The 24,858-nt window shown below is 63.0% G+C and carries 22 protein-coding genes; 11 read left to right on the top strand and 11 right to left on the bottom strand.

Annotated features, from left to right (window positions below; translation table 11 throughout):
• Positions 1-1,480: type I secretion system permease/ATPase (locus AC72UB_RS10680; RefSeq protein ID WP_505189762.1), on the top strand; the 1,480-nt coding region annotated here is incomplete at its 5' end.
• A complete protein-coding gene (locus tag AC72UB_RS10675) occupies positions 1,477-2,886 on the top strand; it encodes an HlyD family type I secretion periplasmic adaptor subunit (RefSeq protein ID WP_505189761.1) in 1,410 nt (469 codons plus the stop codon). The genes AC72UB_RS10680 and AC72UB_RS10675, both read left to right, overlap by 4 nt.
• A gap of 70 nt (positions 2,887-2,956) precedes the next feature.
• On the opposite strand, the gene AC72UB_RS10670 is transcribed toward AC72UB_RS10675, so the two are convergent.
• The gene (locus AC72UB_RS10670) at positions 2,957-3,781 is read right to left on the bottom strand and encodes a universal stress protein (protein ID WP_505189760.1); all 825 of its coding nucleotides are present in this window, start codon (positions 3,779-3,781) and stop codon (positions 2,957-2,959) included.
• A gap of 400 nt (positions 3,782-4,181) precedes the next feature.
• On the opposite strand from AC72UB_RS10670, the gene AC72UB_RS10665 reads away from it, so the two are divergent.
• On the top strand, positions 4,182-6,554 hold the full coding sequence (locus AC72UB_RS10665; protein WP_505189759.1) for a DEAD/DEAH box helicase: 2,373 nt from the start codon (positions 4,182-4,184) through the stop codon (positions 6,552-6,554).
• A 46-nt stretch (positions 6,555-6,600) separates the two neighbouring features.
• Here AC72UB_RS10665 and AC72UB_RS10660 read toward each other — a convergent pair whose 3' ends face one another.
• From AC72UB_RS10660 to AC72UB_RS10650, 3 genes are all read right to left on the bottom strand, one after another.
• Entirely contained in the window at positions 6,601-7,374 is a 774-nt protein-coding gene (locus tag AC72UB_RS10660) for a 3'(2'),5'-bisphosphate nucleotidase CysQ (RefSeq protein ID WP_505189758.1), read from the bottom strand.
• Positions 7,361-8,704 carry a TldD/PmbA family protein gene (locus tag AC72UB_RS10655; protein ID WP_505189757.1) on the bottom strand — a complete coding sequence of 448 codons (1,344 nt, stop codon included), beginning with the start codon at positions 8,702-8,704 and terminating at the stop codon, positions 7,361-7,363. Before AC72UB_RS10655 ends, AC72UB_RS10660 begins: the two co-directional genes overlap by 14 nt.
• 108 nt (positions 8,705-8,812) lie before the next feature.
• Positions 8,813-10,297 (bottom strand): DUF2125 domain-containing protein, encoded by a 1,485-nt coding sequence (locus AC72UB_RS10650; protein WP_505189756.1) that lies wholly within the window; start codon positions 10,295-10,297, stop codon positions 8,813-8,815.
• Positions 10,298-10,423: 126 nt separating this feature from the next.
• On the opposite strand from AC72UB_RS10650, the gene AC72UB_RS10645 reads away from it, so the two are divergent.
• Together AC72UB_RS10645 and AC72UB_RS10640 are read left to right on the top strand one after the other, a co-directional pair.
• Complete coding sequence (locus AC72UB_RS10645) at positions 10,424-11,167, top strand: SDR family oxidoreductase (RefSeq protein WP_505189755.1); 744 nt, start codon at positions 10,424-10,426, stop codon at positions 11,165-11,167.
• Positions 11,167-11,781 (top strand): enoyl-CoA hydratase/isomerase family protein, encoded by a 615-nt coding sequence (locus tag AC72UB_RS10640; RefSeq protein ID WP_505189754.1) that lies wholly within the window; start codon positions 11,167-11,169, stop codon positions 11,779-11,781. Before AC72UB_RS10645 ends, AC72UB_RS10640 begins: the two co-directional genes overlap by 1 nt.
• Before the next feature lie 20 nt (positions 11,782-11,801).
• On the opposite strand, the gene AC72UB_RS10635 is transcribed toward AC72UB_RS10640, so the two are convergent.
• The 4 genes from AC72UB_RS10635 to AC72UB_RS10620 all read right to left on the bottom strand — a co-directional run bounded on the left by AC72UB_RS10635 (position 11,802) and on the right by AC72UB_RS10620 (position 17,130).
• Positions 11,802-14,912 (bottom strand): efflux RND transporter permease subunit, encoded by a 3,111-nt coding sequence (locus AC72UB_RS10635; protein ID WP_505189753.1) that lies wholly within the window; start codon positions 14,910-14,912, stop codon positions 11,802-11,804.
• Entirely contained in the window at positions 14,909-16,033 is a 1,125-nt protein-coding gene (locus AC72UB_RS10630; protein WP_505189752.1) for an efflux RND transporter periplasmic adaptor subunit, read from the bottom strand. The genes AC72UB_RS10635 and AC72UB_RS10630 overlap by 4 nt, the downstream gene beginning before the upstream one ends.
• Before the next feature lie 142 nt (positions 16,034-16,175).
• On the bottom strand, positions 16,176-16,880 hold the full coding sequence (locus AC72UB_RS10625; protein WP_505189751.1) for a winged helix-turn-helix domain-containing protein: 705 nt from the start codon (positions 16,878-16,880) through the stop codon (positions 16,176-16,178).
• Positions 16,852-17,130, bottom strand: a complete 279-nt coding sequence (locus AC72UB_RS10620; protein ID WP_463288795.1) for a hypothetical protein — start codon at positions 17,128-17,130, stop codon at positions 16,852-16,854. The genes AC72UB_RS10625 and AC72UB_RS10620 overlap by 29 nt, the downstream gene beginning before the upstream one ends.
• A gap of 182 nt (positions 17,131-17,312) precedes the next feature.
• Between AC72UB_RS10620 and AC72UB_RS10615 the strand changes: the two genes are divergently transcribed.
• The 3 genes from AC72UB_RS10615 to AC72UB_RS10605 all read left to right on the top strand — a co-directional run bounded on the left by AC72UB_RS10615 (position 17,313) and on the right by AC72UB_RS10605 (position 19,475).
• Positions 17,313-17,519 carry a hypothetical protein gene (locus AC72UB_RS10615; protein WP_463288794.1) on the top strand — a complete coding sequence of 69 codons (207 nt, stop codon included), beginning with the start codon at positions 17,313-17,315 and terminating at the stop codon, positions 17,517-17,519.
• Positions 17,520-17,620: 101 nt separating this feature from the next.
• Positions 17,621-18,259, top strand: coding sequence for a ribonuclease HII (rnhB, locus tag AC72UB_RS10610; RefSeq protein ID WP_505189750.1), 639 nt, complete (start codon positions 17,621-17,623; stop codon positions 18,257-18,259).
• Between the two features lie 88 nt (positions 18,260-18,347).
• Positions 18,348-19,475 (top strand): site-specific DNA-methyltransferase, encoded by a 1,128-nt coding sequence (locus AC72UB_RS10605; protein WP_505189749.1) that lies wholly within the window; start codon positions 18,348-18,350, stop codon positions 19,473-19,475.
• 116 nt (positions 19,476-19,591) lie between these two features.
• Here the strand turns inward: AC72UB_RS10605 and AC72UB_RS10600 are convergent, their stop codons facing one another.
• Positions 19,592-20,377 (bottom strand): HalD/BesD family halogenase, encoded by a 786-nt coding sequence (locus AC72UB_RS10600; RefSeq protein ID WP_505189748.1) that lies wholly within the window; start codon positions 20,375-20,377, stop codon positions 19,592-19,594.
• A 96-nt stretch (positions 20,378-20,473) separates the two neighbouring features.
• On the opposite strand from AC72UB_RS10600, the gene AC72UB_RS10595 reads away from it, so the two are divergent.
• A complete protein-coding gene (locus AC72UB_RS10595) occupies positions 20,474-21,346 on the top strand; it encodes a LysR family transcriptional regulator (RefSeq protein WP_505189747.1) in 873 nt (290 codons plus the stop codon).
• Here AC72UB_RS10595 and AC72UB_RS10590 read toward each other — a convergent pair.
• The gene (locus AC72UB_RS10590; RefSeq protein ID WP_505189746.1) at positions 21,307-22,407 is read right to left on the bottom strand and encodes an alkane 1-monooxygenase; all 1,101 of its coding nucleotides are present in this window, start codon (positions 22,405-22,407) and stop codon (positions 21,307-21,309) included. The two genes, AC72UB_RS10595 and AC72UB_RS10590, sit on opposite strands and share 40 nt — an antisense overlap.
• A gap of 28 nt (positions 22,408-22,435) precedes the next feature.
• Positions 22,436-23,437, bottom strand: coding sequence for an A/G-specific adenine glycosylase (locus AC72UB_RS10585; RefSeq protein WP_505189769.1), 1,002 nt, complete (start codon positions 23,435-23,437; stop codon positions 22,436-22,438).
• A gap of 263 nt (positions 23,438-23,700) precedes the next feature.
• On the opposite strand from AC72UB_RS10585, the gene AC72UB_RS10580 reads away from it, so the two are divergent.
• Together AC72UB_RS10580 and AC72UB_RS10575 are read left to right on the top strand one after the other, a co-directional pair.
• A complete protein-coding gene (locus tag AC72UB_RS10580) occupies positions 23,701-24,231 on the top strand; it encodes a DUF721 domain-containing protein (RefSeq protein WP_505189745.1) in 531 nt (176 codons plus the stop codon).
• A gap of 2 nt (positions 24,232-24,233) precedes the next feature.
• On the top strand, positions 24,234-24,857 hold the full coding sequence (locus AC72UB_RS10575) for a DsbA family protein (RefSeq protein WP_505189744.1): 624 nt from the start codon (positions 24,234-24,236) through the stop codon (positions 24,855-24,857).
• Position 24,858: the final 1 nt, after the last annotated feature.

Below are 24,858 nucleotides of genomic sequence, written 5' to 3'. Positions count from 1 at the left end.
GGCCCGCATTGGCGCGGCGATGCAAGACAAGCTGGACCGCCGGGTCTTTGCCGCGTCAATGAAGCGGCTCACATTGGTGCCAACCGATCAGGTCGGGCTGGCCGCACAGCGCGATCTGGAGGCGGTGCAGCGGCTTTGGGCCTCGCCGGTCTTGATGTCGATCTTCGACATCCCCTTCACCCCGCTGTTCATTGCTGCGATTTTTGTCTTTCACCCGCTTCTGGGCTGGCTCGCTGTGGCGGGCGGCGTGTTTCTCATCACCATCACTGTTCTGAACCAGCGCATGACGCAGGTGCCGATCAACCGCACCAATGGCCTGACCCTGCAGGCCGAACGGATGTCGGACCTTATCAAAACCGAGGCCGAGGCGGTTCAGGCACTGGGCATGACGGGTGCGGCCTTTGAACGCTGGTATAAGGCCCGCAGCGCCGCCTTGGCCGAAGGGTTGCAGGCTGGCGATGTCGGTGGCCGCTTTGGGTCCATCTCCAAGACCTTCCGGCTCTTCTTGCAATCGGCGATGCTGGGGGTTGGGGCTTGGCTTGTGCTGGAGAACCAGCTTTCCCCCGGCGCGATGATTGCCGGCTCTATCCTGATGGGCCGCGCGCTGCAGCCCATCGAACAGGCGGTCGGCCAATGGGCCGTTGTCACCCGTGCGCAGGAAGGGACCGAACGTCTGGCTGAACTCCTCACCCGGGTTCCGCCTGAGCCGCAGCGCACCGCCTTACCGCGCCCCCGCGCCATTTTGGATGTGCAGGCGCTGTCGGTGGTCCCGCCGGGCGAAAGTCAGGCCGTCCTGCGGGGTGTTACCTTTCAACTGGGCGAAGGGCAGGCTTTGGGCGTGATTGGCCCTTCGGGCGCGGGCAAATCGACGCTGGCGCGCGCGCTGATCGGCGTCTGGCGCCCTGCGGCGGGCAAGGTGCGGCTGGATGGCGCGGCGCTTGACCAATACGACCCTGACGTTCTGGGCAGCTACATCGGCTATCTGCCGCAGCGTGTGACCCTGTTCGAAGGCAGCATCGCCGAGAACATCGCCCGGCTGCAGCCCAATGCCGACAGTGCCAAGATTGTCGACGCCGCCCAGAAAGCCGCCGCGCATGACATGATCCTGCGCTTGCCCGAAGGCTATGACACCCGCGTCTCGACGCTGGGAGGGCGGTTGTCGGGCGGCCAGATTCAGCGCATCGGCCTTGCCCGCGCGCTCTATGACAACCCGGTGCTTTTGGTGCTGGATGAGCCGAACTCCAACCTCGACAATGACGGGACAGTGGCGCTGAACATCGCCATCCGCAGCCTTAAGGCGGCGGGAGGGTCGGTTCTCATCATGGCGCACCGACCGGCGGCCATTCAGGAATGTGACCTTCTGTTGGTGTTGGAAGATGGCATGCGCCGCGCCTTTGGTCCGCGTGATCAGGTGCTGAAAGAAATGGTCAAGAACCACAGCGAGATTGTCCGCTCCGCCGGACCCGGAGGTGTGTCATGAGCCTGCTGCGCAAAAAGCCGGGGCCGACTGTGGCCCATAAAGATACCCCTCTGCCGGCAAAGCCCGCCAAGACAGAGCTTGCCGCACCCAAACCGCGCGCGCCTTCCGAAGTGCAGTCCCTTCTCTCGGCCCGTACTTCGGTGATTGTCGGCAGCGTGACCGCCGCAATTCTGGTGCTCGGCTTTGGCGTCTGGTCTGTCGCATCAGAAATCGCCGGGGCGGTGGTCGCCTCGGGCCAGATCGAGGTATCGCAGAACCGCCAAGTGGTGCAGCACCCCGATGGTGGGGTGGTGGCCGAAATCGCGGTGAAAGAGGCGCAACCGGTGAAGGCGGGCGATCTTCTGATCCGGCTGGACGGGGCCTTGGTGAAGTCGGAACTCGCGATCGTCGAAGGCCAGCTTTTCGAAGTGATGGCCCGCAGCGCCCGGCTTGAGGCTGAACGCAACGACGCCCCCGCGCCGGAGTTTTCGGGCGAACTGGCCGAACTGGCAAAGACCCGCCCTGAAGTGGCCGACCTGATCGAAGGTCAGCGCAGCCTCTTCACCGCGCGCCGGGAATCCGTTCTGAAACAGTCTGAACAGTTGCAGAAGCGCGCCGCCCAGATCGGCTCGCAGATCGAGGGCGTGGATGCGCAGGTTGCCGCTCTCAGTCAGCAACTCGACCTGATCGAACAAGAGCTGACCGATCAACGCACGCTTTTGGAAAAGGGCTTGGCCCAATCCTCCCGCGTGCTGGCGCTGGAACGCGAAGCCTCGCGGCTGCAGGGGTCGGTGGGCGAATTGCAGGCCTCGCGCGCGCAGGCCGAGGGTCGCGCGACCGAGGTGGAACTTGAGGTGCTGCGTCTTGCTGCCGTGCGGCGGGAAGAGGCCAATACCCAACTGCGCGACATCGGCGCACGCGTTCTGGAACTGGCTGAGCGCCGCCGCTCGCTGACCGAACAAATCGCCCGGCTGGAGATCAGGGCGCCAGTGTCTGGCACGGTCCTTGGCCTTGCGGTCAGCACACCGCAATCCGTGATCCGTCCAGCGGAACCCTTGCTCTATCTCATCCCGCAGGATCGCCCGTTGATCATCACCGCGCAGGTGCAGACCATCGACGTCGATCAGGTCTTTGTCGGCCAAAAGGTGCGGCTGATGTTCCCAGCCTTTTCGGCCCGCACCACGCCCGAGTTGAACGGTCATGTCGTCACCGTCTCGGCCGATGTTTTGGTCGATGAACGCGCTCAGATGGCCTATTACAAGGCCGAAATCGCGCTTGACCCCGGCGAGATAGACCGCCTTGAAGGGCTGACCCTAATCCCCGGCATGCCTGTCGAAACCTTCATCCAGACCGGCGCGCGCAGCCCAATGGCCTATCTTCTCAAACCCTTCACAGACTACTTCGCAGCAGCATTCCGAGAAAGCTGACAGGTCACGCGGATGCAGCGAAAAACGTATTGGCCCCACGATTGGGGGCCAATGTCCCTCTTGGCTGCTGTTAGCCGCGACTGACCAGCAGGTCACAGGGCGGCGAATGGATCAGATCGGTGACAAAGCTGCCCAGCACATTTGGCAGGAACCCGCTGCGGGTATGGGCGCCAACCACTACAAGATCGGGCTTGATCGCGGCAAGTCGTTCCATCGTCACAGACCGGCCGCCGCTGATGATCTCGATCTCGGGCAGATCTCCGCCAAAGCCCTGCCCGGCGAGCCAAACGTCACGCTCGCGTGTCGCCTCGGCGCACAGCTCTTGTGCCATGGTGCTGCCCGGACCATCCCCCGTCAGTCCGGCAAAGGGCACTGGCACCGCATGGAAGGACCGAATCTCAGCCTTTGGCGCAATCGCCCGTGCCGCCCGCAGCGCTGCCGCACAGGCCGGCGAAAAGCTAACTGGGACGAGCACCTTGGTATAATCCTGATGGGGCAGGTCCTTGACCAACAGCACCGGCCGCCGCGAGGCCCGCACGATCCGCACCATCGTGCTGTCGCGCACCATATCCAACAGTGGCCGTTTGCGATGCAGGCCCAGCACCACAAGACCTGCGTCCAACTCTTCGGCCAAGCCCAGCAGCACCTCTTGCGGATCACCCGCAACCGCAGCGCTTGTCACAGTCTGCCCCGGCGCCGCGACAGATTTTACGAACTGCGCCAACCGTGCCTCAACATCCTTCAAAAGCGTCGCACGCATGTCCGCGGGCAGATCATCATCAATGACCGACAGGACGTGGCAGGGTAGGCCAAGCTTGGCTGACAATCGCACCGCCCGCTGCACAGCACGGTCAGAGCGGGTCGAAAGGTCGGTGGCGACTAGGATGTTCTTCATGTTCCATTCCTTCGATCATGTCCGGTGACGAGGGGGCTATGGCGTCCTTGGGCCAAACTGCCCAAGGCGCGGGGTCGCCCCTTTCGTGCAGTTAACCGCCAGAGCCCGTCGCAAAACATGATCTCGATCAATCAAACGAGACAAAACCCCACCATTCTCCACCCTGCCATGCCTCCTTTTGTACCCCGTCAGAGCGGCGCTATGCACCCGACCATCCGTGCCAAAGAAGCCGGGCGTCCTGTGGGACTGTACAGATGGCAGAATTTGCTCTATCAGCCGCGCATCGGCGCAAGATTCCCGATGGCAGTGGATGGGCAGGGAGGCCCGGCTGCCGGCAAGGGCGAGGGTGCCGAATATGGTGCCATCGGGCGGCAGGACCGCCCCGCTTTTGGAAAAGAATATGCAAAACCTGAATATCGCCGCGCCTCTCGCGGCGGCTTTGACTGCTCGTGGGTATGAATCCCTGACCGCGGTGCAAGAGGCCGTCTTGGTCGAAGGCACCGAAGGCCGCGACATGCTGGTGTCGGCGCAAACCGGCTCGGGCAAGACGGTGGCCTTTGGCCTCGCCATCGCGCCGGAAATCCTGAACGGGTCGGACAAGCTCCTATATGCCGACACGCCGCTTTCACTCATTATCGCCCCCACCCGCGAATTGGCCCAACAGGTCGCACGCGAGTTGGAATGGCTTTATGCCTCGGCCGGAGCCAAGATCGCCACCTGCGTCGGCGGCATGGACTATCGCACCGAAAAGCGCGCGCTGGATCGTGGCGCGCATATCGTCGTCGGAACCCCCGGACGCCTGCGCGACCATATCGAGCGCAACAGCCTTGATCTGTCGGGCGTGCAGGCCGTGGTGCTGGATGAGGCTGATGAGATGCTGGACCTCGGCTTTGCCGAAGATCTGGAATTCATCCTCGCTGCTGCGCCCGAAACCCGCCGCACGCTGATGTTCTCGGCCACCGTGCCAAAAGAAATCGCCACGCTTGCTGCCACCTTCCAGAAAGATGCGCTGCGGATCGTGGCGCAGGGTGAGCAAAAGCAGCACACCGATATCGAATACCGCGCGCTTTCGGTTGCCGTGCGCGACCGCGAACATGCCATTTTCAACGCCTTGCGCTTTTACGAGGCCCGCACTGCGATCGTGTTCTGCAAGACCCGCGCGAATGTGAACCACCTTCTGGCCCGGATGGGCAACCGTGGTTTTCAGGTTGTGGCGCTCTCGGGTGAACTGTCGCAGACCGAACGCATGCATGCGCTGCAAGCGCTGCGCGACGGTCGCGCCCGTGTGTGCATTGCCACCGACGTGGCCGCCCGTGGCATTGACCTTCCGGGTCTGGAGCTGGTGATTCACGCTGATCTGCCGACGAACTCAGAAACACTCCTGCACCGTTCGGGCCGCACGGGTCGGGCTGGTAAGAAAGGCGTCTCGGCGCTGATCGTCGCGCCGTCCGAAGTGCGCAAGGCCCAGCGTCTGTTGCAGGGTGCCAAGGTTGTCGCCGAATGGGGCAATGCCCCCAGCGCCGATGAGGTGCAGGCCAAAGACGACATGCGCCTGCTGGACCATTCCGCCCTTGCCGCAGGCGTGGGCGATGAGGCCGATATGGCGCAACAGATTCTGTCGCGCTTTAACGCTGAACAGGTGGCCGCTGCTTTCGTTCGCCTCTGGCGTGAAGGCCGCTCGGCCCCGGAAGTGCTTTCCGACGCGCTGCCGCCGTCTGAACCGCGCCCCCCGCGGGAGCGTGGCGAGTTTGGCCCTTCGGTTTGGTTCAAACTGTCGGTCGGCCATACGGGTCGGGCGGAAGCACGTTGGCTCTTGCCCAAGATCTGCGAAGCGGGGGGCATTTCGCGCGACAGCATCGGCGCGATCCGCGTCCAACAGGACGAAACCTTTGTTCAGATCGCCAATGCCGTCGCGGGCCGTTTTGCCGACAGTGCCGAGCTGGAGTCTGGTCTGACCATGGACAAGCTGGCTGGTGAGCCGGACCTGTCGCGCCCCGAACGCGGTGAGCGTCCGGAACGCGCACCCCGTGCCGCTGCTCCGCGTGCCGCCGCCCCGCGCCCTGTGCGGGCTGAAAAGCCGGTCTATACCCCGAAACCCTCGCGCATCGTCGATGAGGACAGCCCCGCTGCGCCCCCGCGTGAAGATGCCCCGCGCAAGCCCTACACCCCGCGTGAGGACAGCGAGCGCAAGCCCTATGCGCCCCGCCCTGCGGGCGAGCGCAAACCTTACGCCCCGCGCGAGGATGGCGAGCGCAAGCCTTATGCGCCGCGTCCGGCTGGCGAGCGCAAACCTTACGCGCCGCGCGCGGATGGTGAGCGCAAGCCCTACGCTGCCCGCGAAGACGCCCCGCGCAAACCCTATACCAAGCGCGAGGATGGCCCGTCCAAACCCTACGCCCCGCGTGAGGATGGCGAGCGCAAGCCGCGTTGGGCGGCTGGCGACAAGCCCGCTCCGAAATCAGCAGGCTTCAAGTCGCATGGCGGATCGGCAGATCGTCCGGCCCGTGCCGAAGGCTACAAAAGCCACCGCAGCGAAGGCGGCGACCGCCCGCGCAGCGATGCCACCGGCGAAAAGCGTCCCTATGCCCCGCGCAAGGATGGCGCTGATGCGCGGCCCTTCGTGAAAAAGGCAGGCGCGGGTCCGGCCAAAGCGGCAGGTTTCAAAAGCCACGCAGCTGAGGGCAAGAAGCCTTTTGCCCGCACTAAACCCGCCGCGCCCAAGACCGATGCGCGCGACACCAGCAAACGCTTCATGCCGCCGAAGAAAAAGTAAGATCTGTTTGTGAACCCATGTTCCATAAGGCCGCCTTCGGGCGGCCTTATGCTTTGAAACTGGCCAGAATCTCGCTGTGAACCGCCACGGGTGCGGTGAAGATCCCGGCCGTCTTCGCGCCGGGTGAGTTGAACCGTAGCGCCCTCCCGTGCTTGTCGCTTACTGCCGCACCTGCCCGCTCGGCGATCAGGCTTCCGGCGGCAATGTCCCATTCCCAAGCATCGCGTGTCGAGATCATGCCATCGAAACTGCCCTCGGCAATCAGGCACAGCCGATAGGCAATTGACGATCGAATGCTGCGCTTTAGATCGGTTGGCGGCTTATGCCAGTGATCTGGCTCAAGAAACCCTTTTGACATCAAAAGGGTAGAGCCGGACAGCCCTGTCCGGCTTGCGCAGTTGATGGCGGTTCCGTTGCACAGGGCGGGGTCATTCTCGGCTGCGGTGTAAAGCCGGTCCAATGCGGGCAGATAGATCGCCCCAGCCACCACGCGGCCCCGTTCGGCCACCGCGATGGAAATCGCGAAGTGCTTTTCCCCCGCGATGAACGCGCGTGTCCCGTCAATGGGGTCTAGAATGAATACACGTTCACATGCCAGTCGCGCGGCATCGTCAGGCGTTTCCTCTGACAGCCAGCCATAGCCCGGCCGCGCCCGCCGCAACCGCTCGGCCAAAAGGTCGTTCACGGCCAGATCCGCCTCAGTCACCGGGCCAAGGCCGGGCTTTTCCCAAACCTGCGGATTGGCTTTCCAGAACCGCATCGCCAGCGCGCCCGCATCGCGAGCGGCTTCCGCGATCAGCGTAAGATCATTCTCCGGCAAGGGTCAGACCCTCAACCAAGAGGCTGGGTACACGGGTCGACAGATGGGCACGTGCATCGTTTGCTGCAATCATGCTGCGCAGCATTTCGCGCAAATTCCCTGCAATTGTGCATTCATTGACCGGATATTTTACTTGGCCGCCTTCCACCCAAAACCCCGAAGCGCCGCGCGAATAGTCGCCCGTCGTGGGGTTGATGGTAGAGCCGATCAAGGAGGTCACCAACAGGCCTGTACCCATCTGAGCGATCAACGCATCTCGGCTCAAATGCCCCGGCGTGAGATCAATGTTCGAGGTGGCAGGCGACGGTGGCGAAGATGTGCCCCGCGCGGCATTGGCGGTCGACGGCATCCCCAGCTTGCGCCCCGTCGCCAGATCAAGTGTCCAAACCATCAGCACACCATCCTGAACGATCATTCGTTTTTGGGTTGGCAAGCCTTCGCCATCAAACGGGCGCGAGCCCGACATGCGTGGGCGCAGCGGGTCTTCGACAATCGACATGCCCTTGGGCAGCACCTCGGCCCCCAAGGCATCGCGCAACCAGCTTGCGCCGCGTGCAATCGAGGTGCCATTCACCGCCGACAAAAGGTGTCCGATCAGCGAGGCGGCAATGCGTTCGTCAAACAGCACCGGAAAATGCCCTGTTTTCGGCTTCACCGCTCCGGCGCGGGACAGGGCACGCTCGCCCGCCAATATGCCAATCGCCGTCGCATCGGGCAGATCGGCCTGAAACACCCGGCCCTCACCGGCGTAATCACGCTCCATCCCGGTGCCCTCGCCGGTGAAGGCCACCGCCGAGATTGACCGGCTGGTACGGCCATAGCTGCCGGAAAAGCCGTTGGTGGCCGCCAGATGCACCCGGCGGGCGGAATATCCGGCACTCGCCTGCACCTGCGTGATGCCGCGCTGCGCCATCGCGCCAGCTTCGGCCGCGCGCGCATCAGCTTCCAAAGCGGCGGCACTAGGTTCCTCATGGGGATCGGTCAGTTCAAGTGCCGCAAGATCCCAATTCCGCGCAATCTGCGACGGATCAGCCAGCCCGGCAGTGGGGTCATCGGGCGCCTCACGCGCCATGGCCACCGCCCGCTCGGCCAGCGCGGCCACCGTCGCATCAGAGATATCCGAGGCGGACACACAGGCCTGCCGACCACCGATCAGCACCCGCAGCCCGATTTCCACCGCCTCGGCCCGCTCGGCCTGTTCCAGCGCGCCAGCCCGGATGTCGATCGAGGTTGAGCGCCCGTCGATCGCCATGGCATCGGCCGCCTCTGCGCCAGCCTTGCGGGCGGCATCCAGCAGCGCATGGGTCAAACGGTCAAGCATATCGGTCATAACAGTCTCCGGTGGTTGGCTCTCTTGGGCCACAAGGGGGGCGGCACTGCAAGCCCCAAAGCAAAGGGCCGCCCGTGGGTCCGGGCAGCCCTTCAAATAAGACCGCTGCTATTGCAGCTGTTGGCCGTTGGCGAAGAAGCCCTTGTCTTTGAATTCCAGAACCGAAGTCAACTCATCCTCACCCGCGCCGGGATTGGCGAACATCGCGATCATCATCCGCGCGCCCATCGCATCGTCCTCGCTCAGCATGCCCATGGACACCAGCGCATCGAGTAGGCCGTTGCCCCCCATCAGCTTTAGCTCCAGCTTGCCGGTCGGTGCGGGCATGCCGCCAAAGGTGGTCAAGTCGGTGTTGTCAAAGGTAAAGGCCCCGGTTCCGGTCAACTCGGCGCCGGCAACTCGGGCAGTCAGGTCATTCACGTTCAGGCTGTGCAATTCGGCATCCGGTGTGGTGCCCTCGGCGCTGGCCATCAGATCTGCTTTCAGAACGGCCGTCCCGGTGGTGTCGATCACCAGCGTTGCCGGGTCATGCGGCACAGCACCGGTCGGATCCAGCATGGCCCAGATTTCTTCGGATATCTGCAGATCGACGATCTTGGTCAGGAACGAGAAATCCTGCGGCGCATCGCCTTTGGCTAGCGGCATCGTAACGTTGAACCCGCTTTCGGCATAGCTGACGTTGACCTCTGGAAAGGGCAGATCTGCGCCGGAAAGCGTCGCGCTCACATTCTTGCCCCCGCCCGCAAGCATCATCTTGGCCGCGTCCAGCGCAAACTGGAAGGACCCGCCCTCAGACCCGCCCATCAGCTTGCCCGATGTGGTGGCATCACTCACATCGAAGTCGTAGATCATCGCGCCATAGGCCATGCCCATATCAAGCGCAAAACCCTTGGCAAAGGCATCGCCAAGGTCAACCTCCTCCATCCCGCTTAGGCTGCCCGAAATCTGGCCCGCAAGATCTGCGACATTCAACGATCCGACAAAGGGGTTTTCGGGATCGGTGATCTCAAAATTCATCGCGATGGACGCAGCTCCAAAGCTGCCGTCCAGCACCTTGGCATCGGCTGGGCCGCTGAGCTGATAGGTGGAGGTGCCGTCAGACAAGAGCACAGTGATCTTGCCCGCTGCTGCGCCATTCTCGACCGGTTCCATGGCGATTTCCACGCTGGGCATGCTGTAGGCATAGGCCATATCGTCGACGCTTCCGGTGACGGTTCCGGTCAGCCCGGGCATTTTTGCGATGCCTGTGGCCCCGCTTGAGCCCTCACCCTCAAGCGCGGGTGCGGTGAAGCCAAAGGTCATTTCCTCAGACATCTCGACCCCGACCGAACCATCGCCATTGTCGCGCAGCCGGATTTCGGCCACCGCGCTGTCGCTGGTGCCTGCGTCAGTGTCAGAGCTGGTCTTGAAATCGGTTATAACCAGCGTGTCGCCATCGCGCTCTACCGACCCGGTTGTCACGGTGCTGCCCGATGAGGTGTAGAAGTCTTGCCAGTTCTGCCAGACATCTTCCGGCGTCACATCGGCCACCGCTGCGTTCGCGGCCATAAGGGCCAAAGCGGCGGTCGTGCCCGCCAGTCTCCAATGTTTCATTTTGACCCCAGCTTGTCTGAATGCGATTTGCCCCAGCATCCCTGCAGTGCGCCAGCGGGTCAAGGGTTTCACTTCGTCGCGGGGCTGGAGTAACAAGGGTGCTGAATAGGGCGAAAGGTAGGGGTCATGCAGGGCGAAGTGGTGGCGATCACCGGCGCAAGCCGGGGCATCGGGGCGGCGGCGGCGCGGGTCTTTGCGGCGGCTGGGGCCAAGGTGGCGCTCTTGGCGCGCAGTGAGCGCGAGATTGACGCGTTGGCCGCCGAGATTGGCCCGGCGGCGCTGGCTTTGCGCTGCGATGTGGCGGATTGGGTCTCGGTCCAGCAGGCGGTTGCAACCGTGGTCCAAAGGTTTGGGCGGCTGGATGTGCTGGTGAACAATGCGGGCACCATCGACCCTATCGCGCGGCTGGCCGATGTGGATCCGGCCGCTTGGGGCCGGGCAGTGGATGTGAACCTCAAAGGCGTCTTTCACGGCCTTCGCGCCGCGATCCCAGTGATGCGGGCGCAAGGTTCGGGCACGATCATCACTGTCTCGTCCGGGGCTGCGCGGGCTGCGCTTGAGGGTTGGTCGAGCTATTGCGCGGGCAAGGCGGGGGCCTTGATGCTGACCCAAGCTGCGCATCTGGAAGAGGGGCCGCATGGCATTCGTGTGCTGGGCCTGTCACCCGGCACGGTGGCGACCGAAATGCAGGTGAAGATCAAGGCCAGCGGCATCAACCCCGTCAGTCAGTTGGACCCTGCCGTGCATATCCCCGCCGATTGGCCCGCCCGCGCGCTTTTGTGGATGTGCGGGCCTGAGGCGGACCCTTGGCTGGGCACCGACGTGATGCTGCGCGACGAGGCGGTTCGCAAAGCGGTGGGGCTGATCTGATGATCGAGGTGACACAAGAGCCGGGCCTTTGGGTGTTGACGTTGAACCGACCCGACAAGGCCAATTCGGTGACCAAAGCCATGCTGACCACGCTGGCCGAAACGGTTGAAGCGGCAACAGCGGCTGGTGTCGCTGTGCTGGTGCTGACCGGGGTGGGCCGCGTGTTTTCGGCGGGGGCCGATCTTGACGACGCGCGCGCCGGGCTGGCGGTTGATCCGGTCTGGGAGCGGCTCTCAGCGGCGATCGCCGCCTTTCCCGGGTTCAGCATCGCAGCCCTGAACGGCGCTTTGGCGGGTGGGTCGATGGGCATGGCCCTTGCCTGTGATCTGCGGATTTCGGTTCCGGGGGCCAAGTTCTTTTACCCGGTGATGAAACTGGGCTTTTTGCCGCAACCGTCCGACCCGGCTCGGCTGGTGGCCTTGGTCGGTCCGGCGCGGGCCAAGCTGATCTTGATGGCCGGTGAAAAGATTGAGGCCGAGGAGGCGCTGGCGATGGGGTTGATTGACCGCATCGTTGACGCGGAGGCCTTGATGCAGACCGCCCGCGGCTTGGCCAGTGACGTGCTGGCCGCCAAGCCCGGTCATGCGGCGGCGATCAAGCGGATGGTTGGCTGATCCTGTGGTCGGGCGGTGGCCTAGGCCGCTGCCCGCGGCCCAAACAGCCACCACTTCCGGCGCGGCTTTTTCACACCATCCCCCGACACCAGCATCAGCAACGACGGGGTGACGACCAGCGTCAGCACCGTGGCGAAGGCCAACCCATAGACGATGGCCGAGGACAGTGAAATCCACCACTGGGTGGACGGCGCGCCATAGGTGGTCTCGTGGTTCAACAGCTCGAGATTCAGGCCAAAGGCGATGGGCAGCACCCCGAAAATCGCCGTCAGCGCCGTCAGGACCACCGGGCGAGCGCGTTCTCGGCAGGTTTCCAGGATCGCGTCGACCTTGCCCATGCCGTGGTGGCGCAGATCGTCATAGGTGGCGATCAGCACGATGTTGTTGTTCACCACAACACCCGCCAAGGCGATCACCCCGATACCGGTCATCACGATGCCAAAGGGCTGGCCCATGATCATCAGGCCAAGGAACACACCGATGGTCGACATCACCACCGCCGACAGCACCAGGCCAACCGAGATGAACTTGTTGAACTGGGCCAAGAGGACGGCAAAGATCAGGAACAGCGCTGCGACAAAGGCTTTCGCCAGAAACGCCCCAGCCTCGGCCTGTTCTTCATCCTCGCCCGCCATGGTCCAGCGCACGCCTTGGGCAGTCAGCCCGCGCGCGGCGAATTCGGCCTCGACAAGCGCGGTGACTGCATCGCGCACCGGCTGTTCTTGCACCCCGGCGGCAATGCCCGCCTGAATGGTGATGCTGCGCGCGCCGTCAATGCGGGTCAACGTGCCAATGGTGGCGGCAGGTTCGCGGGTGACAAAGTTGGAAATCGGCACTGGGCCGTCCGGCGTTTCAATCCGCAGCTGGTCCAGTGCGGCGATGTTGCGTTGGTCGGGCGGCAGGCGCAGCACGATATCCACCGCATCATCGCTGCCCGCCGGGCGATAGTCAGACAGTTTCAGGCCCGAGGTGACCATCTGCACCACCGCACCGACCGCGCCGGGTGAAGCACCATAGCGCGCCGCTTCGGCCCGGTTGACGCGCAGCTGCCAGTCGATACCGGGCAAGGGCAGGCCGTTTGACACGTCGATCACATCGGGAATCGCGGCAATCTTGCCTGCCAGATCGGCAGCCAAGTCGTTCAGACCGGCCGGATCATCCGCCGAAAGGCGCAGCTGAATGGCCTTGCCCGTGGGTGGACCTGCGGCAGGCACCGACACTTCGATATCCACACCGGGAATGCCGACCATGGCCGCGCGCAGATCGTTGAGGATCTCGTTGGCGTTCTTGCGCTCGCGCCAGTCGACGAATTCGTACTGAATGACGCCAATCGCATCGGCGGGGCCTTCATTGCCCGCGCCGCCCCCGGCACCCACGCGGGTGTAAACGGTTTTCACCCCCGGCCAGCCCAAAATCCGCGCCTCGGCCAGTTGCACAAGCTGGTCCTTTTCGTGGATCGACAGGTTGCCACGCGCCTTGACGTAAAGAAGGCCGTATTCCGGTTCGACATTGGGGAAGAACTCCACCCCCTTGCCGACCTTGCCATAGATCACCGGCACGGCAATCAGGCTGCCTACGGCCAGCATCAGCACAATCCACGGGTGGCGAATGGCCCGGGCCACCAGCGCCATATAGGCCCCGTCCTTCTTGCGCGGCGGCTCCTTGAAGGGCCGGGCGATCAAGGCACCCAAGACCGGCACGAAAACCAGCGCATAAAGCATACTGGCCGACAGCGTCGCGATCAGGGTGATCGGCATATATTTCATGAATTCGCCCACCACACCGGGCCAGAACAGAAGCGGCGAGAAGGCGGCAATCCGGGTCAGGGTGGATGCTGTCACCGGCCCCGCCATCTTGCGGCTGGCCTCGACAAAGGCAGTGCGGCGGTCGTGCCCTTCGGCCATGCGGCGCTCGGCGTATTCGACCACGATGATGGCATCATCCACCAACATGCCGACGGCAAGGATCAGACTGAACAGCACAACAAGGTTCACCGTCAAACCCGCCATTTGCAGACCCAAGATGCCCATGAGGAAGCTGGCCGGAATGGCCAGTCCGATCAGGATGGATGAGCGCACGGTCAGCGCATAAAGAATGACGATGAACACCAGAACCACAGCAGTCAGGACCGAGTTTTGCAGATCTGACAGCAGCTGGCGGATGGTGATCGACTTGTCTTGGCTGAACGACACCTCAACCCCGTCAGGCAGGTCTTTCTGCACAACCGCGGTCACGGCGCGCACCTCGTCGACGGTCTCGATCAGGTTCGCACCGACACGCTTTGACACCTCAATCGCCACGGCGGGCTTGCCGTTCAGGCGGGTGATGTTGACTGGGTCTTTCAGGGTGGGTCGGATTTCAGCGATGTCCATGGCGCGGACCACGGCGGTATCAGAGGCCACCACCGGCAACCGCGCCACATCTTCCAGCGTTTCAATCAGCGAGGGCACCTTGATGGCATAGCGGCCTTCGGACCCTTCCATCGCGCCCGCGGCGATCAACTGGTTATTGGCCATGACGCCCGCGATCATCACATCAGGGCGCAGGCCATAAGACGACAGTTTCGACGGATCAACAATCACCTCGACGACATCGTCGCGGGTGCCTTGCAGACGGGCCTCCAGCACGCCGGAAATTTCCTCGACCCGGTCGCGCAGAGTGCGCCCGGCGGCGGTCAGCACCCGTTCGGGCACATCGCCCGACAGCGTCACGACCAGCACCGGAAACTCCGAGATATTGACCTCGTTCACCGTCGGTTCATCCGCCTGAGAGGGCAGATCGCGGCGCGCGTCGTCGACCTTGTTGCGCACATCGGTCAGCGCCTTGTCCAGATTGGCCCCGGCTTGAAACTCCATCAGCACATTGCCGCCGCCTTGATAGGCGGTGCCAGTCATCTTCTTGATGCCCTGAATAGATTTCAGCGCGGTTTCTAGTGGGCGCAGGATCAGCCGTTCGCTGTCCTCGGGCGAGATGCCTTCGTAATGGACCGAGACGTAGATGATCGGAATCTGGATATCCGGCTCGGCCTCTTTCGGGATGGTCATATAGGCCATGGTGCCCGACAGGATCAGGAACATCAGGACCGACAGCGTCAGCCGGGTGTTGCGAATGGCAAGTTCGACCAGCTTCATGGCTGCAGCGCCTTTTGAGCAGCCTCGGCCTCGGCCCGGGTCAGTTCCTTCACGGCGACCGCGTCGCCATCACGCACAAGATCCTGGCCCGCGACGATCACTCGCGCGCCTTGTGGTACGCCGGTGACGACAAAACCGGCCTCGGTGTCATCGATCAGTTCTACAGGCAGGAAAGCGGCGATGTCGCCCTCTGTCACCACGCGCAGGCCGACTTGCCCCGCCTCGTTCAGCGTTAGGACCGACCGCGGCACGGTCAGCGCGGGCTGGGTGGCGGCGGTTAGGCGCAATTCGGCGGTCATGCCCGAGGGGATGGCGCCATCGGGATTCGGCAGATCCACCTCCAGCGCGAAGGTCCGGGTCTTGTCGCTGGCCTTGCGCGCCAGATGTTTCACGGTGCCTTCCAACTCGACCCCTGAGACCAGCCGCACCAGAGCCTTGGCCCCAACCGCGACATGGGCTACGTCCCGCTCGGCCACCTCGGCCTTAACGATGATCGGGTCCAGCGCGATCAGCGTGGCGATCGGGGTGCCTTGCTGCACCCATTCGCCCTCTTCCACGTTCACCGCATCCACTGTGCCTGCGAAGGGCGCGACCAGCGACAGGCGGTCGGCGGCGGCTTGAGCCTGTGACAGCGCACCCTCTGCGGCCGATTTCGCGGCGCGGCGGGCGGTCAATTGGGTTTCAGGCAGGCTGCCCTTGGCGCTCAGCGTCTCGCCCACGGCGAGTTGCTCGGCAGCTTGTGCCAGTTGATCTTGCGCGGTTTTCACCGCCGCGCGCACGTCTTCGCCTTCAAGCAGCATCACCACGGCACCACGCTCGATGGTGTCACCCGCCTCCGCGGTCAATTCCTGCACGACGCCATTGGACCGCGCCGCCAGAATCGCCAGCTTATCCGCTTCGGTCACGCCCGAGATGCGGATCAGCCGGGCATAGTCGGTCACCTCGGCGCGCACGACGGCAACGGTGCGCTTGGGCGTCTCGACCACCGCTTCTGCTTCAGTCGCGCCCGGCTCGGGCGTTTCGCTGCCCACGGCGGCGAAATGCCCAGTCGCCACCCAAAGGGCCGCCGCGACAAAGACCACCAAAGCCAAAAGCCGGTGCAGGGGAAAACGCGAGATCATGCCAGAAGCCTTTGCAAATGCCTCCACAGGGCAAGGCGTATGCGCCGCCTGTAGAATCTGAGCGGAAAGATCATCCGTTTTCGCGAAAGGTCAATGGTGGTGCAGGAGTTTAAGGCGGCTTCGCCGCGCAAAACCTGTGGGTTTAGATCATTCTAAGAACATCTTTGCCCACGGCCAGCATATATCCGCGCCGCGCAACGGTCTTGACCAAGAGTTCGCTGACCAATTGATTGCCCAACGCATCGCGTAGGCGTTTCACCCGTGTGGCCCCGGCGGCCTCGTCGCAGTCCACCTCATTACGGCCTGAAATCACCGCCTCGATCTGCGCGCCGGTCAACACCTCGTCATCCATCCGCGCCTCGGCCAAAACGGCCAGCGTCTCCAGCGCGGCCTCGGTCAGGGCAAATTCCATGTCATTGATATAGACCGCCCGGCCTTCGCGGCTGATGAGCATGGAGGCCACCTGAATCCCCGACCGCTGGATCGCCGAAATCCGGCGGTTCAGCGCGATGATGGTGACCAAGAACACCAAGCTGGCGATCAACAGTGCAGTTGAGAACACCAAGAGCACGAAGATCACGCTGCGATAGCTGACCAAGACTTCGGAAAACGAGGTGCCGGACTGGGCCAGAATTTCCAGAAGTTTGATCTCTGCGCCTGTCGTTAGGTTGTCGTTCTCGACGAACAACCGCTCAACCTTGGCGTTGAAAGCATTGGCATCAGGCAGGTTCATGAACAAGAACACCGCCGCGCCCAAAAGGATCACGACGATGGCGGCGATGCCGAAGGCGACGACGCGGTTGCCTGCGCGCAGGCTGTCAGAAGCGGAGGAAGTAATCGGCGGCACTGGCTTTCCTTTCCTCGAGACCTTCCGGCCCAAAGACACTCAGAACATTCAACAAGACCCAGCCCACGGCGGCAAGGCGGGGGGCAAGCTCGGCCTCGGCCCCAGCCGGGTCACAGGCCGACACCTGCGCCACACCATAATGCAGGCGCAAGGGGTCGTCTTGCTTGGCCTTGTAATCGGCATAGCATTCGGCGTGGGCGGGCAGGGCCATCAGGGCTAAGGCGGCGAGTGACAGGAACAGGCGCGGCATGGTGCACACTCCAAAAGGGGTTGGGTGCATCCTGCGCATCTTGGGCGGGCTATTCAATATCCAAAGGGATTTAGGCTGATGTTATCGCCTAGCGGCGTGGCGTTATTGCTTGGCTTTCGGGGCAGCGGGCAGGGTCGGGGGGCAAAGACCCGCCCTGAACGGGCCGCAAACTAGAGGCAGAGATGACACGGCAAAATCCCTTCCCCAAACGCGCCAAGACTGAACTTGGCCTGCGCCATGACAACCCTTTGGCCCAGCTGATGGCTGGGTTCACGGGCTTCGCCGTGGCCGTCACGCTGATCTTGGCCACCGCGATCCCGGTTGAGGCTGGTCGCGGGGCTTGCGCGATGGACATTGACGCGCCCATCGCCGCGTGCCGCCAGGAGTAACGGCTGTATCGGTCTGGTCGGCCGTTTAGGGAGCGGGAAAGATCAGCCCCCATCTTTCCCGCCCCCTTCTTTTTGCACTTCAGCTTCGCTAAGGCTGGGATATGGCACGTACACCCCCCGATTTCAGCTTTGAAACCGCTGCCCATGCCCGCGCACTTGCCCCGGTGGCCGGGGTGGATGAGGTGGGCCGTGGCCCGTTGGCGGGCCCGGTGACGGCTGCGGCGGTGATCCTTGATCCGGCCCGCATTCCGCAGGGCCTGGGGGACAGCAAGGCGCTGTCATCCACGAAGCGTGAACGGCTTTATGCTGAAATCATGGGCTCTGCGCAGGTCTCGGTTGCCCATGCGACGGTGGAAGAGATTGACGCGCTCAACATCCTGCGCGCCAGCCACCTCGCGATGGAGCGTGCCGTGGCGGGCTTAGGAACACCGCCCGCCCATGTGCTGGTGGATGGCAACCTTATCCCCGCCGGTCTGAAAGGCCGGGCCGAAGCTATAGTAAAGGGGGATGCCAAATCACTCTCAATCGCCGCCGCGTCGATCATCGCCAAGGTGACGCGTGACCGCATCATGGTGGATTTGGCGCAACAACACCCCGGTTATGGCTGGGAGATCAACGCTGGATACCCCACAAAACAGCACCTTGAGGCGCTTCTAAATCTTGGGGTGACCCCTTGGCATAGACGTTCGTTCCGCCCCGTCCACAACATCTTGTATCAAGATGTTTCTGTAAGTGATTGATTCAAAAAAGAATTTGACGGCGAATCACTCCTGACTCATCTTAGGGACATCCACCGACACACAAGATGCCGGGGCAGATGAGGCAAGAATGGCGATGAAAATGAAAGCCGTGCAGGGCGAACTCCTGCCGCTGAACCAGATTGTTGCAGGCGACTGCATCGACGTGATGAACAGCCTACCGGCAGGCTCGGTCGACCTGATCTTCGCAGATCCCCCCTATAACTTGCAGCTGAAGGGCGAGTTGCACCGTCCTGACAACAGCCGCGTTGATGCGGTGGATGATCACTGGGACCAGTTCTCCAGCTTTGCCGCCTATGACAAATTCACCCGCGAATGGCTCGCTGCCGCTCGCCGCCTGTTGAAGCCAACTGGCGCGATCTGGGTGATCGGCAGCTATCACAACATTTTCCGCGTCGGGTCAGCTTTGCAGGACCAAGGTTTCTGGATGCTGAACGATGTGGTCTGGCGCAAGTCGAACCCGATGCCGAACTTTCGCGGCAAGCGGCTGACCAACGCGCATGAAACCCTGATCTGGGCCTCACGCGATGAAAACGCCAAGTACACCTTCAACTATGAAGCGCTAAAGGAACTGAATGACGGCGTGCAAATGCGGTCAGACTGGGTGCTGCCGATCTGCACTGGCCATGAGCGTCTGAAGGACGAACACGGCGACAAGGCTCATCCAACGCAAAAGCCGGAAAGCCTGTTGCACCGCATCCTGATTGCCACGACGAACCCCGGCGATGTGGTCTTGGACCCGTTCTTTGGAACTGGGACCACCGGCGCTGTGGCCAAGATGCTGGGCCGCGACTTCATCGGGATCGAGCGGGAAGAGGCCTATCGCAAGGCCGCCCAAGCCCGCATCGACCGGGTGCGCAAGTTTGACGCGAGTGCCTTGGAAATCACCGGATCGAAGCGGTCTGAGCCGCGCGTGCCCTTTGGTCAGGTGGTGGAACGCGGCATGCTGCGTCCGGGGGAAGAGCTGTTCTCCATCGGCAACCGCTTTAAGGTCAAAGTGCGCGCCGATGGCACGCTGATCGGCAATGACGTGAAGGGTTCGATCCATCAGGTCGGCGCGGCGCTTGAAGGCGCGCCCTCGTGCAACGGCTGGACCTATTGGCACTACAAGCGCGACGGCAAGATGGTGCCGATCGACATTCTGCGCCAACAGATCCGCGCCGAGATGGAGGCTGACCAAGCCGGCCGTCCACATTGATGCCGGGGGCGATCTGCGCCCCATCTTCCGACATTCAGTTTACGCCTGTGCCGTGGTCCGCCTGCGGCACAAACTGCCCCGGCATTTTTCATGCCGGGGCCTTTTCGTTATGAGGTTTAGGCCGCGCGCCCGTAGAACCCGCGCTGCTCTTCTTCGGTGAACCGCACGCCCGGTTTTTCATAGAACGAAAACACCGCAATGATCCGCGTTGTATCGCCCTGAACCGGTGTCACCCGATGTGCGGTGTTCTTGCCGCGAAACACGTTCAGCGTCCCCGGCTCCAGCGTGATCGACTGCAAATCAGGGTCCTGCCCGGTCAACAGTCGCGCCACCCCATCATAGTTCGGATCCTCGGCCGAGCGCAGATCGGTGCGATATTCGAACGCGCCACCGGCCTCGGGGGCCTGCAGCAATAGCGTGGTGGTGAATTCTGACCGGTCAAAGTGCCAGTTCAACCCCTCACCCGCGCCGTATTGCATGGCATTCACCCGCGCTAAGGGGTCGTCCATGGTAAAGAGCACGGGCTTATCCATCGTGGCGGCCAGAAAGGCCGCAAAGGGTGGCCATTCATACAGCGCCTTGATGCTGCCGCCGATTTGGTCGCCGCAAAGCGTCTTGTTGATCGTCTCAAACAGCGTCAAGGCCGGATGATCCGCGGCCAGACCCGGAACCTCTTTGCGGAAATAAACGTTGTGCTTGCGGGCATGGGTAAAAGATTCCCCGGCAAAACGCGGCGCCAGTTCCCCAACGGCCGCGCGCTGGGCTGCGGGCTTTAGGAACCCCGGCAGATTGAACATCCCCGTTTCGGCCAGTTCGGCCTTGGCCTTGGCCACCATGGCATCCCACGCGGGGGTGCCCGGTTGATCCAACGGGTATCGATCCAGATCCAGATTTTCCTGCATGGCGCACTCCTATGGCTGTCCTTGGCGCAAGGATTGGCTTGACCTGCCGCCAAATCAACAAGAGAAACTGTAGGGGAGCATAAGGAAAACTTCTGCATGAAGCCGGACCAACCCTCCTTGAACGCCCTGCGTGCCTTTGAATCCGCTGCGCGCCGTGGCAGTTTCGTGCTGGCGGCGGTGGAGCTTGGCGTGTCCGCTGCCGCGATCAGCCAGTTGGTGCGCGGGCTCGAATCCGACATGCGCCGTCAGCTTTTCCTGCGCCAAGGCAACCGGCTTTTGCTGACCGATGCCGGGCGCGAGATCTACCCCGCGCTTGAGACCGCCTTTCGCGAGATTGCCAGTATCGCCCCCTTGGGCGAGGTCGGCCCGCGCGACAAACGGCTGATCCTCTCGGTCCTGCCGTGGTTGGCACCTTGGGCGCTGGGCGCGCTGGCCGATTACCCTGCAGCGGTTGAGCTTCGGGTCGAACCTGACCCGGTCGCGCTGACCGAAGGCGCGGCGGATCTGCGGCTCAGCTATGGCGGCGCGCTGTATCCAGACCACAAGGTGGTGCCGCTTTTTGCGGACCAGATGGTGATTGTGCAGGCCCGGCCCGGCCCTCTCGCCGACGCCCCGCGCATCACGGTTCATTGGGGCGCGGCCTATGCTTCCTTGCCGGGCTGGGCGCTGTGGCATGCGCAGAACGGCCTCGTCCCCCCATCTGCTGCCACGGGTCTGGCTGTAAACGACCCCCATCTGGCACTTTTGGCGGTGCGTCAGGGGCAAGGGGCCGCACTTGTGCCGCAGATCGTAGCGGCCGCAGCCCCCGATCTGCATCAAACGCCCGCAGGCTTCACCCTGCCATGGCCCTATGCACTTGTGCACCTGAACGCCCGTGCCCGTCATCGCCCCTTGGCCGCACTTGTCAGCCACCTGACGACGAAGGCGGCCTATCTGCCCGCCTTGGCCCACGCGGTCACACCGGAATAAAACTGCCGACGCCACGCCCGAACCCGTGGGTTCATTCGCCGCCGCCAAAGGGGCGGGATCATCGCCAGTGCCGTCATGGCCGGATAGCCCATGGGCAGCATCGGTGCCTCGGTTTCCGGGTAGGTTTGCAACAAGGGAAAACGGCGGTCCGGCTTATAATGGTGATCCGAGTGGCGCTGCAGATTGATCAGCAGCCAATTCGACGCCCGATGCGGCGCGTTCCAACTGTGATGCGGTCGCACGGGTTCGTATTTGCCATTGGGCTGCTTTTGCCGCACCAGACCGTAATGCTCGACGTAGTTCGTCAACTCCAACTGCCAGACCGCAAAAAACGCCTGTAACACGAACAGCCCCACACCATAGCCGCCGCCCGCCAGATAGGCCATGATAAGCGCCAACCCCTGCAAGGCACCATAGCGCCAGAACGGGTTTGACAGATGCCAGACTGGGCGGCCCACCTTGGATAGCCTCTCCGCCTCGGCCTCCCAGGCCGAGCGGGGACAATCCAACAACACCCGCAGGAAATACCGGTGGAAGCCTTCATTGTAGCGCGCGGTCACCGCATCACGCGGGGTTCCGACATGGGTGTGGTGGACCAAAAGATGTTCGGTGCGGAAATGGCTGTAGAGCACCGTTGCCAGCAACAGATCACCCAGCCAGCGCTCTGCCCGGTTCTTCTGATGCAAAAGTTCATGCGCATAGACCATGCCGATGGTGCCCGAGGCCACCCCAATGCCAAACATCAGACCGATGACTTCCAACCAGCCCAAATCGCTGCGCGTCACCCACCAGATGGCCCCATAGATCAGACCCGCTTGCAGTGGAAACCAAACTAGGGTGATGAGCCGATACCACCAGAGATCAGCCTCGTCAGTCTGCGGGTCAAGGTTTTCTTCATTGCGGCCCAGAAAGCTGTCCAGCACCGTAACCATCATCCACGCATAAAGGGGCATCGCCAGCACAACCCAGCCGCCCTGCGTGACCGACAGCACCGCCAAAGGCACCAAGCCCAGAGAAAGCCAGAACGGCACAGCCTGGCGCAACCCGACAAACTTACTCATCACACCCTCCGGCACAGTCGGGCGGATCCTAGGGCCAATGGCCGCCCCACTCAACAGCCCGCGCCGTCGCAGTGTCCCAGACCTTACGCATCAGCGTTGGCAGGGCAGCAGGCTGAAATCCCGCGCGCGGCACAAAGGCCCCGCGCTGCGGCTCGACCTCGGTCAGGGCGGCGCGCACGCTCAGGTCCAGATGGAAATGCGTGAAGGTATGGCGCAAGCTGCCAACCTCGTGCCAGTCGGCAGAGATCGGAGCCTCTCCCCCCGCACCGTCCCAGCCATCGCCGGGAAAGCCGGGCATCCCACCCAAAAGCCCACGAGGTGGCCGGTCCTCCAAAAGCACTGCCCCGTCATGCCGCACTGCGACCCAAACCACACCCGTCCGCACTGGCTTGGCAGGCTTGGCCCCCTTGCGCGGCAGATCAGCGGCAATTCCCGCCGCGCGTCCGGCGCAAAAGCCCAACACTGGGCAAATCCCACAGGCTGGCTTGCGCGGACTGCAAATCGTCGCCCCCAGATCCATCATCGCTTGCGCATGATCGCCGGGCCGCGCATTCGGCGTCAGCAACCCCGCCAGCCGGACCAAGTCGGGCTTTGCGCCGGGCATCTCGGCCTCCACCGCGAAAAGCCGCGCACAGACCCGCTCGACATTGCCGTCTACCACCACGGCCGACCGGTCAAAGGCAATCGCTGCGACCGCCGCCGCCGTGTAGGGACCCACCCCGGGCAAGCTGCGCAACGCCTCCACCGTATCAGGAAACCGCCCGCCATGATCGCGCACCACGGCCCGCGCACAGGCCAACAGATTGCGCGCCCGCGCGTAATACCCAAGCCCCGCCCATTCCCCCATCACCACAGCATCTTCTGCCGCAGCCAGATCCGCCACCGTCGGCCAACGCCCGACGAAACGGCGGAAATAATCGCGCACCGCCGCCACCGTGGTCTGCTGCAACATCACCTCAGACAGCCAGACATGATAGGGATCAGGCAAAACCCCTAGCCGTCGATCCTCGGGCCCCACCCGCCACGGCATCACCCGGGCCTGCGCGTCATACCACCGCAACAGCTGCACCCCCGCCGCCTCACAGAGCTCCTCACGCAAGATTTATCCCCCGACTTTCCGCCCCAACGCGCCCCATACAGTCGCCAAGCATTTGATTCAAATTCGCTTTCATCTTGGCACAAGTACTCCACGGGGGTCCGGGGGTGTGAAACCCCCGGGCGGTTTGCCGCGTGCAATCCGCTTTCCTTTCCGCCGCTCCCGCTTACAATAGCGTCAATCCCGGACAGGACCAGATGGCCCGCACACCCGCCCCTCCCCCGCCCCGCCGCGAGCGCGGATTTGAACCCACCGGTGGGCTGGTCAAACACCAGATCCGCTCTGTGGGCGAATCCCGGGGCTTTGCTGTGGCACGGCTTTTGACCCATTGGGCCGAAATCGCGGGCGAGGATATGGCGCGTATCACCCGGCCGGTGAAGGTGGGCTATGGGCGCGAAGGGATGGGGGCCTCACTGACGCTTTTGACCACGGGTGCCGTGGCTCCAATGGTCGAAATGCAGAAGGAACGCCTGCGCGAAAGGGTCAATGCCGCCTATGGCTATGCCGCAATTTCGCGGATTCTTCTGACCCAGACCGCTGCCTCGGGCTTTGCCGAAGGGCAGGCCGAGTTTTCCCCAGCCCCAAAGGCTCCACCGCCCCCCGATCCTGCAGTTCTGGCCAAGGCCGCCGAGACCGCCGCGCCGGTCAAGGATCCTGACTTGCGGGCTGCTCTTGAAGCCATGGCACAAAACATCTTAACTCGCCCCAATTCAAAGGAAGGCGCATGACCATGACCAAACTTCTTGCATCCGGCTTTTTGGCCTTGACGCTCGCCCTCGGGTTTGGCGCCGCCGCCACTGCGCAAGAAACTGCACCCGAGACCCCGGTCGAGGTCAAGGATTTCACCCTTGGCAACCCCGACGCGCCGGTGAAGATCACCGAATACGCCTCCTTCACCTGCTCGCATTGCGCCGCCTTCCACGCCACCACCTTCAAACCGCTGAAGGCTGAATTTATCGACACCGGCAAGGTCGAGTTCACCCTGCGTGAGGTATATTTTGACCGTTACGGCCTTTGGGCGGCCATTATGGCGCGCTGTGGCGGTGACATGCGCTACTTTGGGATCACCGACATTCTGTTCGAAACCCAACAAGAGTGGGCTGGATCGGAAGATCCCAATGTCGTGGTCGAAAACATCAAGAAGATCGGCCGTACCGCCGGCATGGATGATGCAACGCTGGATGCCTGTATGAAAGATGGCGCTATGGCCGAGGCGCTTGTGGCGCGGTTTGAAGAGAACATGAAGGCCGATGGCGTCGAAGGCACACCGACGTTGTTCATCAACGGCACCAAACACGCCAACATGGATTACGCCGCGCTGAAGTCGCTGATCGAGGCGGAGTTGGCCAAGTAAC

The sequence above is a fragment of the Allotabrizicola aquatica (SeqCode) genome, assembly GCF_965194375.1.
Taxonomy (GTDB): Bacteria; Pseudomonadota; Alphaproteobacteria; order Rhodobacterales; family Rhodobacteraceae; genus Tabrizicola_A; species Tabrizicola_A aquatica.
This window is presented reverse-complemented; position numbering and strand designations above follow the sequence as displayed.

Bases quoted from the DNA above. Each gene is read 5' to 3' on its own strand.
- AC72UB_RS10675 (WP_505189761.1), top strand. From the start codon at position 1,477: ATGAGCCTGCTGCGCAAAAAGCCGGGGCCGACTGTGGCCCATAAAGAT.
- AC72UB_RS10670 (WP_505189760.1), bottom strand. From the start codon at position 3,781: ATGAAGAACATCCTAGTCGCCACCGACCTTTCGACCCGCTCTGACCGT.
- AC72UB_RS10665 (WP_505189759.1), top strand. From the start codon at position 4,182: ATGCAAAACCTGAATATCGCCGCGCCTCTCGCGGCGGCTTTGACTGCT.
- AC72UB_RS10655 (WP_505189757.1), bottom strand. From the start codon at position 8,704: ATGACCGATATGCTTGACCGTTTGACCCATGCGCTGCTGGATGCCGCC.
- AC72UB_RS10650 (WP_505189756.1), bottom strand. From the start codon at position 10,297: ATGAAACATTGGAGACTGGCGGGCACGACCGCCGCTTTGGCCCTTATG.
- AC72UB_RS10645 (WP_505189755.1), top strand. From the start codon at position 10,424: ATGCAGGGCGAAGTGGTGGCGATCACCGGCGCAAGCCGGGGCATCGGG.
- AC72UB_RS10640 (WP_505189754.1), top strand. From the start codon at position 11,167: ATGATCGAGGTGACACAAGAGCCGGGCCTTTGGGTGTTGACGTTGAAC.
- AC72UB_RS10635 (WP_505189753.1), bottom strand. From the start codon at position 14,912: ATGAAGCTGGTCGAACTTGCCATTCGCAACACCCGGCTGACGCTGTCG.
- AC72UB_RS10630 (WP_505189752.1), bottom strand. From the start codon at position 16,033: ATGATCTCGCGTTTTCCCCTGCACCGGCTTTTGGCTTTGGTGGTCTTT.
- AC72UB_RS10620 (WP_463288795.1), bottom strand. From the start codon at position 17,130: ATGCCGCGCCTGTTCCTGTCACTCGCCGCCTTAGCCCTGATGGCCCTG.
- AC72UB_RS10615 (WP_463288794.1), top strand. From the start codon at position 17,313: ATGACACGGCAAAATCCCTTCCCCAAACGCGCCAAGACTGAACTTGGC.
- rnhB (WP_505189750.1), top strand. From the start codon at position 17,621: ATGGCACGTACACCCCCCGATTTCAGCTTTGAAACCGCTGCCCATGCC.
- AC72UB_RS10605 (WP_505189749.1), top strand. From the start codon at position 18,348: ATGGCGATGAAAATGAAAGCCGTGCAGGGCGAACTCCTGCCGCTGAAC.
- AC72UB_RS10600 (WP_505189748.1), bottom strand. From the start codon at position 20,377: ATGCAGGAAAATCTGGATCTGGATCGATACCCGTTGGATCAACCGGGC.
- AC72UB_RS10595 (WP_505189747.1), top strand. From the start codon at position 20,474: ATGAAGCCGGACCAACCCTCCTTGAACGCCCTGCGTGCCTTTGAATCC.
- AC72UB_RS10590 (WP_505189746.1), bottom strand. From the start codon at position 22,407: ATGAGTAAGTTTGTCGGGTTGCGCCAGGCTGTGCCGTTCTGGCTTTCT.
- AC72UB_RS10585 (WP_505189769.1), bottom strand. From the start codon at position 23,437: ATGCCGTGGCGGGTGGGGCCCGAGGATCGACGGCTAGGGGTTTTGCCT.
- AC72UB_RS10580 (WP_505189745.1), top strand. From the start codon at position 23,701: ATGGCCCGCACACCCGCCCCTCCCCCGCCCCGCCGCGAGCGCGGATTT.
- AC72UB_RS10575 (WP_505189744.1), top strand. From the start codon at position 24,234: ATGACCAAACTTCTTGCATCCGGCTTTTTGGCCTTGACGCTCGCCCTC.